The organism is Citrobacter sp. Cpo040, from assembly GCF_030332915.1.
Lineage (GTDB): Bacteria > Pseudomonadota > Gammaproteobacteria > Enterobacterales > Enterobacteriaceae > Citrobacter > Citrobacter portucalensis.
Window position 1 is genome coordinate 1717214 of record NZ_JAOWGX010000034.1, and the last position, 15898, is coordinate 1733111.

Consider the following 15898-nt stretch of genomic DNA (forward strand, 5'->3'; position numbering starts at 1 on the left):
TTGCAACACATTTAAAAATAAAACGTGCAGTATCGCGCAATGTGGTGCTATGGTGACCAAACACTGTTTAGTAAATTAAACAAACATCATGAATACGACTCCTGAATTATCCTGTGACGTGCTGATCATTGGCAGCGGAGCTGCCGGACTCTCACTGGCGCTGCGCCTGGCTGAAAAACATCAGGTTATTGTCCTGAGCAAAGGGCCGGTCAGCGAAGGCTCGACATTTTATGCCCAGGGGGGTATTGCCGCGGTTTTCGATGAAACCGACAGTATCGACTCCCACGTTGAAGATACGCTGATTGCCGGGGCCGGGCTGTGCGATCGCCATGCGGTTGAATTCGTCGCCAGCAATGCCCGCACCTGCGTTCAATGGCTTATCGATCAGGGCGTCTTATTTGATACACAGGTTCAGCCTAACGGCGAAGAGAGCTATCACCTGACCCGTGAAGGCGGTCACAGCCATCGACGCATCCTGCACGCTGCGGATGCTACCGGCAAAGAAGTCGAAACCACACTCGTCAGCCAGGCACAAAATCACCCCAATATCCGGGTTCTTGAGCGTAGCAACGCCGTCGACCTGATTGTCTCCGATAAAATCGGTCTGCCGGGAACGCGTCGGGTTGTCGGCGCATGGATCTGGAATCGTAATAAAGAAGCCGTCGAAACCTGCCATGCGAAGTCGGTAGTGTTGGCCACCGGCGGCGCGTCAAAGGTGTATCAATACACCACCAATCCGGATATTTCCTCGGGTGACGGAATTGCAATGGCCTGGCGCGCAGGATGCCGCGTCGCCAACCTGGAGTTTAACCAGTTTCACCCGACAGCGCTGTATCATCCGCAGGCGCGCAATTTTCTGCTGACCGAAGCGCTGCGCGGCGAAGGCGCGCACCTGAAGCGCCCGGACGGTTCACGCTTTATGCCCGATTTTGACGAACGTGGCGAACTGGCTCCCCGCGATATTGTCGCCCGCGCCATTGATCATGAAATGAAGCGCCTTGGTGCAGATTGCATGTTCCTCGATATCAGCCATAAGCCGGAAGAATTTGTTCGTCAGCATTTCCCGATGATTTATGAAAAGTTGCTGGGATTGGGCATTGATTTAACCAAAGAGCCGGTTCCCATCGTGCCTGCCGCGCACTATACCTGCGGCGGTGTGATGGTGGATGACTTTGGCCGTACCGATGTCGACGGGCTGTATGCGATCGGCGAGGTGAGTTACACCGGCCTGCATGGTGCCAACCGGATGGCATCGAACTCATTGCTGGAGTGTCTGGTTTATGGCTGGTCCGCGGCTGAAGATATCGACAGGCGCATGCCTTATGCTCGCGGCGTTAGCACGCTCCCGGGCTGGGATGAAAGCCGGGTAGAAAATCCGGATGAGTTGGTTGTTATCCAGCATAACTGGCATGAGCTGCGGCTGTTTATGTGGGATTACGTCGGTATTGTGCGTACGACCAAGCGCCTGGAGCGCGCTCTGCGCCGTATCACCATGCTGCAACAGGAAATCGACGAGTATTACGCCCATTTCCGCGTGTCGAACAATTTGCTGGAACTGCGTAACCTGGTGCAGGTTGCCGAGTTGATTGTCCGCTGCGCAATGATGCGCAAAGAGAGTCGGGGCCTGCACTACACGCTGGATTACCCAGAGCAGCTTCCAGAAGCCGGCCCGTCCATTCTCTCGCCGCTAAGTCATCACATAAACAGGTAAAACGCCTGGGTCAGCGCCGTGTAACCTTCAGAGTAACGTTGGTCTGGCCCACGAATCACCAGCCTGTCGCTAAAGCACTCCCCGGCCTGCGGGGAGAATGCCAGCAATACCCGATGCGGTAGTCGGGCTTCCGTTTCTGCTACATCCGTACGTAATCGCAGATGCCAGCCCATACTTAATGCCTGCTGGGTAAACGCGTTCCCAATCTGTTCCGGCAGCACTACACAAAAAAAACCTTCTTCCGTAATGCTGTCCGCCGCCAGCGTAAGCAACGCCTGGTGATCGAGCGTGGTGGTATAGCGCGCCTGCTCGCGCTGCGGTGTAGCACATTCCACGCCCTGTTCATAATAGGGAGGGTTGCTGATTATCAAATCAAAACGCACGGTCTGACGCGGTATCCACTGCTGCGCATCTTCTGTATGAACACTCACGCGATGCATCCACGGAGATTGCGCGATGTTCTCCTGCGCCTGCTGCGCGGCATCGACATCAAGCTCCACGGCGTCAATGATGACGTTTTCATCAGTGCGCTGGGCCAACATCAGCGCCAACAGGCCACTCCCGGTACCAATATCCAGGATCCGCTTTACGCCCGCAACGGGGGCCCAGGCCCCCAATAAAATGCCGTCTGTTCCGACTTTCATTGCACAGCGATCGTGTGCCACAAAAAACTGCTTAAAAGTAAATCCATTACGTCTCAGTACGGATGTAGACTGGGGCATGAAGAACAACCTTCCTGGAAAAAAAACGATAACATAGGATAAAAACAATACCTGAGAAGGTATATCCATACAAACAGATGAAGATTGCAGCCGTAACGTCTATAATCAGCGCCCCACTCAGAGGTAGAACATGACTGTAACGACTTTTTCCGAACTTGAACTCGATGAAAGCCTTCTGGATGCCCTCCAGGAAAAAGGTTTCACTCGCCCGACCGCCATTCAGGCTGCCGCCATTCCGCCTGCGCTCGATGGCCGTGATGTACTCGGTTCTGCGCCGACAGGCACCGGTAAAACGGCGGCATATTTGCTGCCAGCGTTGCAGCACCTGCTCGACTTCCCGCGCAAGAAATCTGGTCCGCCGCGCATTTTAATCCTGACGCCAACGCGCGAACTGGCGATGCAGGTTGCCGAACACGCTCGTGAGCTGGCGAAGAATACACATCTGGATATCGCTACGATTACCGGCGGCGTGGCTTACATGAACCACATGGAAGTCTTTAGCGAAAACCAGGACATCGTGGTCGCCACCACGGGTCGTCTGTTGCAATACATTAAAGAAGAAAACTTCGACTGCCATGCGGTTGAAACGCTAATTCTCGATGAAGCAGACCGTATGCTGGACATGGGCTTTGCCCAGGACATCGAGCATATCGCCGGTGAAACACGCTGGCGTAAACAAACCATGCTGTTTTCCGCCACGCTGGAAGGCGATGCGATTAAAGATTTTGCCGAGCGTCTGTTGGAAGACCCGGTCGAAGTCTCAGCGGATCCGTCCACCCGTGAACGCAAGAAGATCCATCAGTTTTACTACCGTGCCGATGATATCGAGCACAAAACTGCCATGCTGATCCACCTGTTAAAACAGCCGGAAGCGACTCGCTCGATTGTCTTCGTACGCAAACGTGAGCGTGTGCACGAGCTGGCAGGCTGGCTGCGCCAGGCGGGCATTAATAACTGCTATCTCGAAGGCGAGATGGTGCAGAACAAACGTAACGAAGCGATCAAACGCCTGACCGATGGTCGTGTGAACGTGCTGGTAGCAACCGACGTCGCCGCTCGCGGGATCGATATTCCTGACGTCAGCCACGTGTTTAACTTCGACATGCCGCGCAGTGGCGATGCCTATCTGCACCGTATTGGCCGTACCGGTCGTGCTGGCCGTAAAGGCACTGCGATCTCTTTGGTTGAAGCGCACGACCACCTGCTGCTCGGCAAAGCGAGCCGCTATATTGACGAACCGCTGAAAGCTCGCGTCATTGACGAACTGCGTCCAACCACGCGCGCGCCAAGTGAGAAATCTAACGGTAAGCCATCCAAGAAAGTGCTGGCGAAGCGCGCTGAGAAAAAGGCGAAAGAGAAAGAGAAGCCGCGGGTGAAAAAACGTCACCGCGACGCCAAAAATATCGGCAAACGTCGTAAGCCGAGCGGAGCTGCTACCCAGCAGTCCGACAAAGAGTAAACCGAATGCCGGGCCATTTAGCCCGGCATTTTTTCACGTGATGCAAAACTCTCTTCAATGCACTCAAGAAACACCCGCATCGCCGGACTAACGATTTTTCCGGCATGATAACCACACAATGCCGTAATTAACTCAGGTTGTTCACTGAACGGTAATTCAATCAACTCCCCTGAACGTAACTCCTTCTCGACGGCAAAATGCGGCAAAAAGCTGATCCCAAGATTTGCCGATACACACTGCTTAATGCTTTCAATGCTCCATAACTCAATGGTATTTTCCAGCGTAATCTGTCGTTTACGCAATAGGCCCTCGAAGCGTTGTCTGAAAATACATTGTGGCTCATTAATGATAAAACTGCAGGGAATGTGCTGGTTATGCTGAGTAAAATCAACGTGCTGAAGCAGTGGCGAAGCAACTAATGCCAGTGACTGATCGCCAAGCGGCATCAACTCCAGGGCATCGTCATTACCCACCCGATAAAAGACCCCCAGATCGACCTCGTCACTGAGCAACGCATCGCGAATGACATAACAGTTGAGCGACTGTAAAGACAGCCGCACATGGGGCGCACGTTGTTTAAATCGCTGTAAAACCTGCGGCATTTTATACGCCAGCAGCGTTTCGCCTGTTGCGACACGTAGATCGCCGCTCGGCTGCGCACCCTGATGTGCCGACTGTCGAATCGATGCCATCACGCGCGTCAGGTCATGGATATGCGGCATCAGCCGTTTTCCCTCACTGGTAAGACACATCCGGCGACCAATTTTTTCAAACAACTGCACCGAAAGCTCTTGCTCAAGCTGTTGAATATGAAAGGTAACCGTTGATTGCGTACAGCACAGTTTTTGTGATGCCCGCAGAAATGAGCCCTCTTCCACCACCGTTTTTAGCGTAATAAACCGACGTAAATCCATCCGCACCAACCCATCGAAAATATCGAATTCAGAATGCAAAAACATTCATTTTTTTAAATGTTTAGTCTCGGGTACTGTCTATCAAAACAAAGGAGATAACAAGTGACCCCCACCCTTTTAAGTGCATTCTGGACCTATACATTGATTACCGCGCTAACTCCCGGACCAAACAACATCCTTGCGCTCAGTGCCGCGACGTCACACGGTTTTCGTCAGAGTACACGCGTACTGGCCGGAATGAGTCTGGGCTTTTTAATCGTCATGCTGATGTGCGCCGGGATTTCATTTTCGCTGGCGGTCATGGATCCAGCCATCATCCATTGGCTTAGTTGGGCTGGGGCCGCTTATATCCTGTGGCTGGCGCTGAAGATCGCCACCAGCCCGACCTCGAACGATCGATTGCAGTCAGAGCCGATTAGCTTCTGGGCAAGTTTTGGCTTGCAGTTTGTTAACGTGAAAATCATTTTATACGGCATTACCGCGTTATCCACGTTTGTATTACCGTACACTCAGGACGCCCACTGGCTGATTGGGGTGAGTATTCTGTTAGCGCTGATAGGCACCTTCGGGAATGCCTGCTGGGCGCTGGCGGGCCATCTTTTTCAGCGCGTTTTTCGCCATTACGGTCGACAGTTGAATATCATTCTGGCGCTGCTGTTGGTGTATTGCGCGGTGAGGATCTTTTACTAACAGATGCAAAAAAGCGGAAGACGCACTGGCATCTTCCGCTTTTTGATTCTCTGCTAAACGGGGTTATTCCCCGTGAGCCTTACAGGCTCTCAGTAAAGGTACGAGCAATAACGTCGCGCTGCTGTTCTGGGGTCAGAGAGTTGAAACGCACTGCATAACCCGAAACACGGATGGTCAGCTGCGGATATTTTTCCGGATGCTTAACTGCATCTTCCAGCGTTTCGCGACGCAGAACGTTCACGTTCAGGTGCTGACCACCTTCCACGCGGACTTCCGGCTGTACGTCTACCGGTACTTCACGGTATTCGATTTCGCCCAGTTTGCTGACTGCAACGACTTCATCAGCATTGAAACCTGCTTTCGCAACGATGCAGCGAGCTTCGCCTTTTTCGCTGTCCAGCAGCCAGAAAGAGTTCAGCAGGTCGTCGTTTGCAGCTTTAGTAATCTGGATACCTGTAATCATTTGATGCCTCCCCGGCAAAATTATTTGATCTCGGTTGGCCGTCATCCGGCCAATTGGTAAAACCATTGTTGCTTGAGTGTATATATACCCCTCACACACCCTTGAATCTTTGATTTAAATCAATAAAAACCACACATGAAAAGTGGTGATAGGTGGATTTTATTGTTTTACATCAACTTACGCCATGTACGCAGCTAAACTTTTCACATAAATTTTCAACTATCTTTAAGGGGTAGACCATTGAGTAACGTACAGAATTTTGCGACGTCGAAAGAAGCAGTTAAGCTAGGGGGATTGAAAATTCGCAGGAGAGCGAGATGGCCACCGAATTAACCTGGCACGATGTGCTGGCTGAAGAGAAACAGCAGCCTTATTTTGTTAACACACTGCATACTGTTGCCGGCGAGCGTCAGTCAGGTATGACAATTTATCCACCGCAAAAAGATGTGTTTAACGCTTTTCGCTTTACCGAGCTTGGTGACGTGAAAGTCGTTATCCTGGGTCAGGATCCTTACCACGGTCCAGGCCAGGCACACGGTCTCGCGTTCTCTGTTCGCCCCGGCATTGCCACTCCCCCCTCGTTGCTGAACATGTACAAAGAGCTGGAGGCAACGATTCCAGGTTTCACGCGCCCAACGCACGGATATCTGGAAAGCTGGGCACGCCAGGGGGTACTGTTACTCAACACCGTACTCACCGTCCGCGCCGGTCAGGCGCATTCTCACGCCAGCCTTGGATGGGAAACATTTACCGATAAAGTCATCAGCCTGATTAACCAACATCGGGAAGGCGTGGTTTTCCTGCTCTGGGGTTCTCACGCACAGAAGAAAGGCGCGATTATTGATACGCAGCGTCACCATGTGTTGAAAGCGCCCCACCCATCACCGCTCTCTGCGCATCGCGGTTTCTTTGGCTGCAATCACTTTGTACTGGCGAATGAATGGCTGGAACAACGAGGTGAAAAGCCAATTGACTGGATGCCGGTATTACCCGCAGAAAGCGAGTAAAAAAATGCCAGCGATTCGCTGGCATTTTTATTATCAGGCTTTGTTCTGACGCCACCACTCCGCGAGCAGCACGCCTGTTGCCACAGAAACGTTGAGCGTTTCTACCTTGCCAGTGCCGTCAATCGCTATGCACAAATCGTCGGCTGAGCATGCTGCTTCTGGCAGAGCTTCACGCTCACGCCCTAATACCAGCACCATTTTTTCCGGCAGCGTGGTAGTAAACAGCGGTTTGCCTTTCGCGCTTGAGGTCATCACAACCGTGTAACCCGCCTGGCGGAAGTCGTCCAGCACATCAACAATGCTGTCGCCGGTAATCGGCTGAACGTGCTCTGCACCACCTTCAGCGGTACGGATGGCCGCACCTGATTCCAGCAGCGCCGCATCCTGAACCACTACGCCTTTCACACCAAAGTGGGCGCAGCTACGCATCATTCCGCCCAGGTTGTGCGGGTTAGCGATATCTTCCAGTGCTAGCACGCAATCTTGCGCCCCTGCCTGACCGACCCATTGCTTAACGGTAGTACCGTTACGTTTTTTGATCAGGAAACAGACGCCACCATGGTGTTCAGTACCAGAGGCTTTCGCCAGCTCGGCTTCGTCAACCACGTGATAGGCTTTGCGGTTTGCAGCCATCCAGCGTAATGCTTCTTTAAAGCGCGGGGTTACGCTCTGAACAAACCAGGCGCGGACGATGGCGTCCGGACGACTCTGGAACAGAGCCTGACAGGCATTCTCACCGTAAACGCGGGTTTCTTCCGCACGCTGACGGCGTAATACTTCAGGATCGATAAAGCTCTTACCGCTAATACCGCCGTGATCGGCTTTATCCGCTGCGTCATCATTCGGTGCGCGGGACACGGTACGCCACGGTGAATCTTCACGTCTGCGGTCACGTTCTACATCGCGGTCACGACCACGTTCACGACCGCGTTCGCTGTTCGGACCCTTTCGGTCATCACGGGCAGGGCGACGACCGCCTTCGGCTCGGGAAGTACCGGGGCGACCACCGCCTTTGCCAGTACGTGGATTTTGGGTGCGTTTATCCGAGTCATCGTCACTGCGGACGTACATCACTTTGACCTTGCCGTTTTTGTTCTTCAGTTCGTCGCTCATGTTTTTCTCCACCTGCTCTGCGCGAAGCGCGCAGATTACCCGATGTGCACGTCGTTAGCCATTATTTCATTTAAAAGCTAAGGACTATTGTACTCATTGAATAAAACGCATTGTTGTTTGGAACAGACTCCCCGATAATATGTAACATAATAGAAACATACTGGCGTTCCTGCCGTGAAGTCCACTCCACTCATCCAGAGGTTAGTTATGAATACCGTTTGTACCAGCTGCCAGGCTATCAACCGCATCCCCGACGATCGTGTCCAGGAAGCGGCTAAATGCGGACGCTGTGGTCACGACCTGTTTGATGGGGAGGTGATCAATGCGACCGGTGAGACACTGGATAAACTGTTAAAAGACGATCTCCCGGTGGTCGTTGACTTTTGGGCCCCCTGGTGTGGTCCATGTCGTAACTTCGCCCCGATTTTTGAAGATGTCGCGGAAGAGCGTAGCGGTAAAGTGCGTTTTGTTAAAGTGAATACGGAAGCCGAGCGTGAACTCAGCGCCCGTTTCGGTATCCGCAGCATTCCGACCATTATGATTTTCAAAAAAGGGGAAATCGTCGACATGCTTAACGGCGCTGTACCAAAAGCCCCGTTTGATAGCTGGCTTAACGAATCATTATAATCTCTACGGGGCGCATCTTGTGCCCCGTTTTCACCTCTGCGACAATAGCGTTTTTCAACGTGTTTCCCCATGACCGATAACGCTGTTCTTCAGTTACGCGCTGAGCGCCTCGCGCGCGCCACGCGTCCTTTCCTTGCCCGAGGTAATCGCGTCCGCCGCTGTCAGCGCTGCCTGCTGCCGCAGAAACTCTGCTTGTGCGCAACGCTGGCACCCTCTGAGGCAAAAAGTCGCTTTTGTCTGGTGATGTTTGATACCGAGCCGATGAAGCCCAGCAACACGGGGCGTTTGATTGCTGATATTCTGCCCGATACCACGGCTTTTCAGTGGTCACGCACCGAGCCGCCGCAGGCGCTGTTGGAACTGGTGAAAAATCCGGATTACCAGCCGATGGTTGTATTCCCGGCCTCCTATGCGGGTGAAGAGCGTGAAGTGATTTTCACGCCACCAGCCGGTAAGCCACCATTGTTTATCATGCTCGACGGTACCTGGCCTGAGGCGCGTAAAATGTTCCGCAAAAGCCCGTACCTCGATAACCTACCGGTGATCTCCGTTGATTTATCACGCCTTTCTGCTTACCACCTGCGTGGCGTTCACGCTGAAGGGCAATATTGCACTGCCGAAGTGGCCATCGCCTTGTTGGATCTGGCGGGAGATACGCAAGCCGCAGAAGGGTTAAGCGATCATTTCACTCGCTTTAAAACCCGCTACCTGGCAGGAAAAACTCAACATCAGGGAAGCGTCACAGCAGATTCATCAGAAAACGTTTAAAATCATTCGGTCACTGGTGTCATTAAGGAAGCCGATATGAGTCAGCGTGGTCTGGAAGCACTATTGCGACCGAAATCCATTGCGGTGATTGGGGCGTCAATGAAGCCTAATCGCGCGGGTTACCTGATGATGCGTAACCTGCTTGCCGGCGGTTTCAATGGGCCTGTTTTACCGGTGACGCCCGCATGGAAAGCGGTCCTGGGCGTACTGGCATGGCCCAATATCAACAGCCTGCCCTTTAGCCCGGATCTCGCCGTGTTGTGCACCAATGCCAGCCGTAACCTGGCGTTACTCGAAGCGCTTGGCGAGAAAGGCTGTAAAACCTGCATTATTCTCTCAGCTCCCGCGGCGCAGCACGCAGAGCTGCTGGCCTGCGCATCACGCTACAACATACGTTTGCTGGGCCCCAACAGCCTGGGACTTCTCGCGCCCTGGCAAGGGCTTAACGCCAGCTTTTCCCCCGTCCCGATTAAGCGCGGCAAGCTGGCTTTTATCTCTCAATCCGCTGCCGTATCCAATACCATACTCGACTGGGCACAGCAGAGAGAAATGGGCTTTTCTTACTTTATCGCGCTGGGTGATAGCCTGGATATCGACGTTGATGAGCTGCTGGATTACCTGGCGCGCGACAGCAAAACCAGCGCGATATTGCTGTATCTCGAGCATTTAAGTGATGCCCGACGCTTTGTTTCCGCCGCCCGCAGCGCCTCGCGCAATAAACCTATTTTGGTGATTAAGAGCGGTCGTAGTCCAGCGGCGCAGCGTTTACTGCATACCAGCGCCGGGATGGACCCTGCGTGGGATGCCGCTATTCAGCGTGCCGGTTTATTACGCGTGCAAGACACTCACGAGCTGTTTTCGGCGGTCGAAACCCTGAGCCACATGCGTCCACTACGTGGCGACAGGCTGATGATCATCAGCAATGGGGCCGCGCCTGCCGCACTGGCATTAGATGAACTGTGGTCAAAAAATGGCAAGTTGGCGACGTTGAGTGAAGACACCTGCCAGAAATTACGCGATGCATTGCCTGAACATGTTGATATCGCCAACCCGCTGGATCTGCGTGATGACGCCAGCAGCGAACACTACGTTAAGACGCTGGATATTTTGCTCGCCAGCCAGGATTTTGACGCGCTGATGGTGATTCATTCACCCAGCGCAGCCGCTCCCGGAACCGAAAGCGCACTGGCATTGATTGAAGCGGTAAAGCATCACCCCCGAGGAAAATTCGTCTCGTTGCTGACCAACTGGTGCGGAGAGTTTTCCTCTCAGGAAGCCCGCAGACTGTTTAGCGAAGCCGGACTGCCCACCTACCGCACGCCGGAAGGTACCATCACCGCATTTATGCATATGGTGGAATATCGGCGAAACCAGAAGCAGCTACGAGAAACGCCTGCGCTGCCTGACAGCCTGACCTCCAACACCGCCGAAGCGCATAATCTGTTACAGCGGGCGATTGCTGAAGGAGCGACATCGCTTGATACCCATGAAGTGCAGCCGATTTTACAGGCTTATGGCTTACACACGCTGCCAACGTGGATCGCCAGCGACAGCGCGGAAGCCGTACACATCGCGGAGCAAATCGGCTACCCGGTGGCGCTCAAGCTGCGTTCTCCTGATATTCCGCATAAATCAGAAGTTCAGGGGGTGATGCTCTACCTGCGTACAGCCACTGAAGTGCAGCAGGCCGCCAATGCAATTTTCGATCGGGTAAAAATGGCCTGGCCGCAGGCACGCATTCACGGCTTATTAGTGCAAAGTATGGCGAATCGCGCCGGCGCTCAGGAGCTTCGTGTCGTCGTTGAACACGACCCGGTATTTGGCCCGTTGATTATGTTGGGTGAAGGTGGTGTTGAGTGGCGACCGGAAGATCAAGCCGTGGTGGCATTGCCGCCATTGAACATGAATCTGGCGCGTTATCTGGTGATCCAGGGGATCAAAAATAAAAAGATCCGCGCGCGCAGCGCACTGCGCCCATTGGATATCGCCGGGTTGAGCCAACTTCTGGTGCAGGTCTCCAACCTGATCGTCGATTGCCCGGAAATTCAGCGTCTGGATATTCATCCGCTGCTGGCCTCGGCCGGAGAATTTACCGCGCTGGACGTTACGCTGGATATTGCCCCTTTTACGGGCGATAACGAAAGCAGACTGGCTGTACGTCCCTACCCTCATCAGCTTGAAGAGTGGGTGGAGTTGAAGAACGGCGAGCGCTGTCTGTTCCGCCCCATTTTGCCGGAGGATGAACCTCATCTTCAGCAGTTCATTTCTCAGGTGACAAAAGAAGATCTTTATTATCGCTATTTCAGTGAGATCAACGAATTTACCCACGAAGATTTAGCCAATATGACGCAGATCGACTACGATCGGGAAATGGCCTTTGTTGCGGTGCGTTGTAAAGATAATCACGAAGAGATCCTCGGCGTAACGCGAGCAATCTCGGATCCTGATAACGTAGACGCTGAGTTTGCCGTACTGGTTCGTTCCGATCTCAAAGGGCTTGGACTGGGTCGCCGATTGATGGAAAAATTAATTGCCTATACTCGAGATCACGGACTTATACGTTTGAATGGTATTACGATGCCGAACAATCGTGGGATGGTCGCCCTGGCCCGAAAGCTCGGGTTTGTTGTTGACGTCCAGCTCGAAGAGGGAATTGTTGGGCTAACGCTTAATCTGGCCCAATGTGAGGAATCGTGAGTAAGGTACTGGAAATGTTGACCACATTAATGGGTACTGGTGGTATCATTGCCCGCTTATGTCGTCTGCATAGCACAGAGGACCCTTCAATGAACAGAGAAGAAATGCACTGTGATGTTGTCAAAATTTAAGCGTAATAAACATCAACAACACCTTGCCCAACTACCCAAGATTTCTCAGTCAGTTGATGATGTAGATTTCTTTTATGCTCCCGCTAATTTCAGGGAGACTCTGCTGGAAAAAATAGCCAGCGCGACGCGACGGATCTGCATTATTGCGCTGTACCTGGAACAGGATGACGGTGGTAAAGGCATACTTGACGCTCTCTATGCGGCAAAACGGCAGCGTCCTGAGCTGGATGTCCGGGTGCTTGTCGACTGGCACCGAGCCCAGCGCGGTCGTATTGGTGCTGCGGCATCCAATACCAATGCTGATTGGTATTGCCGAATGGCGCAAGAAAACCCTGGTATCGATATTCCTGTCTACGGTGTCCCGATTAACACCCGTGAAGCGCTTGGCGTCCTGCATTTCAAAGGCTTTATCATTGATGACAGCGTCCTGTACAGCGGGGCCAGTCTGAACGATGTTTACCTGCATCAGCATGATAAATATCGCTATGACCGTTATCAGTTGATTCGCAACGCGCAAATGGCCGATATCATGTTCGATTGGGTGACGCAAAACCTGATGAACGGTCGCGGCGTTAACCGTCTTGATGATATCAACCGCCCTAAAAGCCCAGAAATTAAAAACGACATCCGCCTGTACCGTCAGGAACTGCGCGATGCGTCATTCCATTTTCAGGGTGATGCTGATAACGAACAGCTTTCGGTTACGCCTCTGGTGGGCCTTGGGAAATCCAGTCTGTTAAATAAGACCATTTTCCATCTTATGCCCTGCGCGGAGCACAAGCTTACAATCTGTACCCCTTATTTCAACCTTCCCGCCATACTGGTGCGCAATATCATTCAACTGCTGCGTGAAGGGAAAAAGGTTGAAATCATTGTCGGTGATAAAACCGCCAACGACTTTTTCATCCCGGAAGATGAGCCATTCAAGATCATCGGTGCGCTGCCTTATCTGTATGAAATCAATCTGCGCCGTTTCTTGAGCAGATTGCAGTATTACGTGAATACCGACCAGCTGGTCGTACGCCTATGGAAAGATGATGACAACACCTATCATCTGAAAGGTATGTGGGTTGATGATAAATGGATGCTGCTCACCGGCAACAACCTTAACCCTCGCGCCTGGCGTCTGGATCTGGAAAACGCCATCCTTATTCACGATCCTAAGCAAGAGCTCACCCCTCAGCGCGATAAAGAGCTGGAGCTTATCCGTACGCATACTACCGTCGTTAAGCACTATCGCGACCTGCAAAGCATTGCTGACTATCCAGTCAAAGTGCGTAAGCTCATCCGTCGACTACGCCGTATTCGTATCGACAGATTAATTAGCCGTATTCTGTAATCAAGACCCCGTCCAGTGACGGGGTTTTTCATATGGAGGCAACGGTGCGCCTGTTCATTCTTACCAGTATCCTTGCCATTTCGGGCTGCAGCCATATGGCTAACGACCAGTGGAGCGGGCAAGACAAAGCTCAACACTTCATCGCCTCCGCCATGCTTGCCGCAGCCGGCAATGAATATGCCCAACATCAGGGCAACAGCCGCGATCGCAGTGCGGCTATCGGCCTGATGTTCTCAGTCAGCTTGGGTGCATCAAAAGAGCTGTGGGACAGCCGTCCCGCTGGGAGCGGCTGGAGCTGGAAGGACTTCGCCTGGGATGTTGCAGGCGCATCTACCGGCTATGCGGTCTGGCAACTGGCACATTACTAGAGGCGCAGACCTTTCCCTTTCCCATGCAGCATTAGCGATACTAAAAACGCAACTACTGCCAGCGCAGTGACGTACCAGAAGAATGTCGTTTCCATACCGACAGACTTCAGGGACAACGCGACATATTCGGCTGAACCGCCAAACAGCGCATTGGCCACCGCATAAGATAAGCCGACCCCCAGAGCGCGTACCTGTGCCGGGAACATTTCGGCCTTCAGAATACCGCTAATTGACGTATAGAAACTGACGATTAACAGGGCACACATCACCAGAGCAAACGCCATATACGGGGATGTTACGCTTTGCAATGCTGTCAGAATGGGAACGGTGAAAATCGCGGCCAACGCGCCAAAACACAGCATTGAAGTACGTCGGCCAATTTTATCTGACAAGGCGCCGAACAGCGGTTGTACCAGCATGAACACACACAGTGCCGCCGTCATAATCCCACTGGCTACGTTGGCATGCATACCGGCTGTGTTAACCAGGTACTTCTGCATATAGGTTGTGAACGTATAAAAACACAATGATCCCGCGGCGGTAAAACCAAGCACCATGACAAAAGCTTTGCGATTACGCCACAGACCTTTCAGGGAACCCGCTTCTTTCAGCGCGCGAACATCCTGTTTCGAGGTTTCATCCAGTTGGCGACGCAGCCATAGCGCAACAATAGCCAGCACGGCGCCCAACGCAAATGGAATACGCCAACCCCACTCTCTGAGCGCTGAGTCTTCTAACGTGTGCTGTAATATGACCACAACCAGTAATGCCAGTAACTGTCCGCCGATTAACGTTACGTACTGGAATGAAGCATAAAAACCTTTCTTACCTTCAACGGCGACTTCACTCATATAGGTCGCGCTGGTTCCGTATTCACCACCGACAGATAACCCCTGGAATAGCCTTGCCAGCAGTAATAGCGCAGGCGCCCAGGTACCGATAGTTTCATATCCCGGTAGACAAGCGATCACCAACGATCCCATGCACATCATACAAACGGACAGCAACATTGACTTTTTACGCCCGTGCTTATCCGCGATACGGCCAAACAGCCAGCCTCCAATTGGTCGCATCAAGAAGCCAGCGGCAAAAACGCCGGCGGTTTGTAAGAGTTGTGTGGTGGTATTTCCTGATGGAAAAAAGATATGAGCAAAATAAAGAGAGCAGAATGAATAGATATAGAAATCAAACCATTCGACCAGATTCCCTGATGATGCTCCGACAATCGCCCATATACGACGGCGGGTATCGCCGTCTGCCAGCGCCCCGTTCTCAGTTACACTACTATCAGCCATTAGAATTGTACCCCTGCCAACAATCGCGTGAATTTATCAATGATGGTCGTGTGTTTTTTGGTGAATGGAATGTTATATAATTGTTATATCTTATTGTGCGGTAAAGATCACGATTTTAATTAGCAGAGAAAGGATTCAGATATGTTCGAGGGAGAGATCCGTGTAGTAGATCGAGACAGTGTGCTTTTGTTGGTCGATTAAGGCTGTTACGTCGAATCCGGCAATGTACTGCCGCGTTGCCTGATGCGCTGCGCTTATCAGGCCTACAAAATACGTTCAGCCCAGCCCCTGTAGGCCGGATAAGGCGGCACGCCGCATCCGGCAATGTACCGCCGCGTTGCCTGATGCGCTGCGCTTATCAGGCCTACAAAATACGTTCAGCCCGGCCCCTGTAGGTCGGATAAGGCGGCACGCCGCATCCGGCAATGTACCGCCGCGTTGCCTGATGCGCTGCGCTTATCAGGCCTACAAAATACGTTCAGCCCGGCCCCTGCAGGCCGGATAAGGCGGCACGCCGCACAGACGCAAAAAAGCCCATCCGTCAGGATGGGCTTCTTCACTTTAATTAATGCCTGGCAGTTTATGGCGGGCGTC

14 protein-coding genes are annotated in these 15898 nt (G+C 52.6%); 9 read left to right on the forward strand and 5 right to left on the reverse strand.

From position 1 onward, the window contains the following. Positions 1-88 precede the first annotated feature (88 nt). Positions 89-1711: an L-aspartate oxidase gene (gene nadB / locus OGX86_RS12915; RefSeq protein WP_003037572.1), complete on the forward strand. Its 1623-nt coding sequence runs from the start codon at positions 89-91 to the stop codon at positions 1709-1711. Here nadB and trmN read toward each other — a convergent pair. Then, positions 1696-2433 carry a tRNA(1)(Val) (adenine(37)-N(6))-methyltransferase TrmN gene (gene trmN, locus OGX86_RS12920; protein ID WP_048215761.1) on the reverse strand — a complete coding sequence of 246 codons (738 nt, stop codon included), beginning with the start codon at positions 2431-2433 and terminating at the stop codon, positions 1696-1698. The two genes, nadB and trmN, sit on opposite strands and share 16 nt — an antisense overlap. Positions 2434-2563: 130 nt before the next feature. On the opposite strand from trmN, the gene srmB reads away from it, so the two are divergent. Then, on the forward strand, positions 2564-3892 hold the full coding sequence (gene srmB / locus OGX86_RS12925; protein WP_003835340.1) for an ATP-dependent RNA helicase SrmB: 1329 nt from the start codon (positions 2564-2566) through the stop codon (positions 3890-3892). A 17-nt stretch (positions 3893-3909) separates the two neighbouring features. Here the strand turns inward: srmB and OGX86_RS12930 are convergent, their stop codons facing one another. Then, complete coding sequence (locus OGX86_RS12930) at positions 3910-4806, reverse strand: LysR family transcriptional regulator (RefSeq protein WP_239605498.1); 897 nt, start codon at positions 4804-4806, stop codon at positions 3910-3912. Between the two features lie 102 nt (positions 4807-4908). Here OGX86_RS12930 and eamB point away from each other — a divergent pair, with 102 nt between their 5' ends. Beyond that, positions 4909-5496 (forward strand): cysteine/O-acetylserine transporter, encoded by a 588-nt coding sequence (gene eamB, locus OGX86_RS12935; protein WP_048225104.1) that lies wholly within the window; start codon positions 4909-4911, stop codon positions 5494-5496. Between the two features lie 79 nt (positions 5497-5575). Here the strand turns inward: eamB and grcA are convergent, their stop codons facing one another. After that, on the reverse strand, positions 5576-5959 hold the full coding sequence (grcA, locus tag OGX86_RS12940; RefSeq protein WP_003037563.1) for an autonomous glycyl radical cofactor GrcA: 384 nt from the start codon (positions 5957-5959) through the stop codon (positions 5576-5578). 317 nt (positions 5960-6276) lie between these two features. On the opposite strand from grcA, the gene ung reads away from it, so the two are divergent. Next, entirely contained in the window at positions 6277-6966 is a 690-nt protein-coding gene (gene ung / locus OGX86_RS12945; protein ID WP_008785504.1) for a uracil-DNA glycosylase, read from the forward strand. 33 nt (positions 6967-6999) lie between these two features. Here ung and OGX86_RS12950 read toward each other — a convergent pair whose 3' ends face one another. Then, complete coding sequence (locus OGX86_RS12950; RefSeq protein ID WP_020996710.1) at positions 7000-8079, reverse strand: tRNA/rRNA methyltransferase; 1080 nt, start codon at positions 8077-8079, stop codon at positions 7000-7002. A gap of 207 nt (positions 8080-8286) precedes the next feature. Between OGX86_RS12950 and trxC the strand changes: the two genes are divergently transcribed. The 5 genes from trxC to OGX86_RS12980 all read left to right on the forward strand — a co-directional run bounded on the left by trxC (position 8287) and on the right by OGX86_RS12980 (position 14009). Then, entirely contained in the window at positions 8287-8706 is a 420-nt protein-coding gene (gene trxC / locus OGX86_RS12955; RefSeq protein ID WP_008785506.1) for a thioredoxin TrxC, read from the forward strand. A gap of 69 nt (positions 8707-8775) precedes the next feature. Then, positions 8776-9474 (forward strand): tRNA-uridine aminocarboxypropyltransferase, encoded by a 699-nt coding sequence (gene tapT / locus OGX86_RS12960; protein WP_003835347.1) that lies wholly within the window; start codon positions 8776-8778, stop codon positions 9472-9474. A 36-nt stretch (positions 9475-9510) separates the two neighbouring features. Continuing rightward, positions 9511-12171 (forward strand): bifunctional acetate--CoA ligase family protein/GNAT family N-acetyltransferase, encoded by a 2661-nt coding sequence (locus OGX86_RS12965; RefSeq protein ID WP_057066699.1) that lies wholly within the window; start codon positions 9511-9513, stop codon positions 12169-12171. Positions 12172-12285: 114 nt separating this feature from the next. Continuing rightward, positions 12286-13641: a CDP-diacylglycerol--serine O-phosphatidyltransferase gene (pssA, locus tag OGX86_RS12975; RefSeq protein WP_003835350.1), complete on the forward strand. Its 1356-nt coding sequence runs from the start codon at positions 12286-12288 to the stop codon at positions 13639-13641. Positions 13642-13673: 32 nt separating this feature from the next. Continuing rightward, positions 13674-14009, forward strand: coding sequence for a YfiM family lipoprotein (locus tag OGX86_RS12980; RefSeq protein WP_153687927.1), 336 nt, complete (start codon positions 13674-13676; stop codon positions 14007-14009). On the opposite strand, the gene OGX86_RS12985 is transcribed toward OGX86_RS12980, so the two are convergent. Beyond that, complete coding sequence (locus OGX86_RS12985; RefSeq protein WP_008785510.1) at positions 14006-15304, reverse strand: MFS transporter; 1299 nt, start codon at positions 15302-15304, stop codon at positions 14006-14008. The two genes, OGX86_RS12980 and OGX86_RS12985, sit on opposite strands and share 4 nt — an antisense overlap. Positions 15305-15898 lie beyond the last annotated feature (594 nt).

What these genes read in the sequence shown, in the direction of transcription:
- nadB (WP_003037572.1), top strand. Translation starts at nt 89, where the DNA reads ATGAATACGACTCCTGAATTATCCTGTGACGTGCTGATCATTGGCAGC.
- trmN (WP_048215761.1), bottom strand. Translation starts at nt 2,433, where the DNA reads ATGCCCCAGTCTACATCCGTACTGAGACGTAATGGATTTACTTTTAAG.
- srmB (WP_003835340.1), top strand. Translation starts at nt 2,564, where the DNA reads ATGACTGTAACGACTTTTTCCGAACTTGAACTCGATGAAAGCCTTCTG.
- OGX86_RS12930 (WP_239605498.1), bottom strand. Translation starts at nt 4,806, where the DNA reads ATGGATTTACGTCGGTTTATTACGCTAAAAACGGTGGTGGAAGAGGGC.
- grcA (WP_003037563.1), bottom strand. Translation starts at nt 5,959, where the DNA reads ATGATTACAGGTATCCAGATTACTAAAGCTGCAAACGACGACCTGCTG.
- ung (WP_008785504.1), top strand. Translation starts at nt 6,277, where the DNA reads ATGGCCACCGAATTAACCTGGCACGATGTGCTGGCTGAAGAGAAACAG.
- OGX86_RS12950 (WP_020996710.1), bottom strand. Translation starts at nt 8,079, where the DNA reads ATGAGCGACGAACTGAAGAACAAAAACGGCAAGGTCAAAGTGATGTAC.
- trxC (WP_008785506.1), top strand. Translation starts at nt 8,287, where the DNA reads ATGAATACCGTTTGTACCAGCTGCCAGGCTATCAACCGCATCCCCGAC.
- tapT (WP_003835347.1), top strand. Translation starts at nt 8,776, where the DNA reads ATGACCGATAACGCTGTTCTTCAGTTACGCGCTGAGCGCCTCGCGCGC.
- OGX86_RS12965 (WP_057066699.1), top strand. Translation starts at nt 9,511, where the DNA reads ATGAGTCAGCGTGGTCTGGAAGCACTATTGCGACCGAAATCCATTGCG.
- pssA (WP_003835350.1), top strand. Translation starts at nt 12,286, where the DNA reads ATGTTGTCAAAATTTAAGCGTAATAAACATCAACAACACCTTGCCCAA.
- OGX86_RS12980 (WP_153687927.1), top strand. Translation starts at nt 13,674, where the DNA reads ATGGAGGCAACGGTGCGCCTGTTCATTCTTACCAGTATCCTTGCCATT.
- OGX86_RS12985 (WP_008785510.1), bottom strand. Translation starts at nt 15,304, where the DNA reads ATGGCTGATAGTAGTGTAACTGAGAACGGGGCGCTGGCAGACGGCGAT.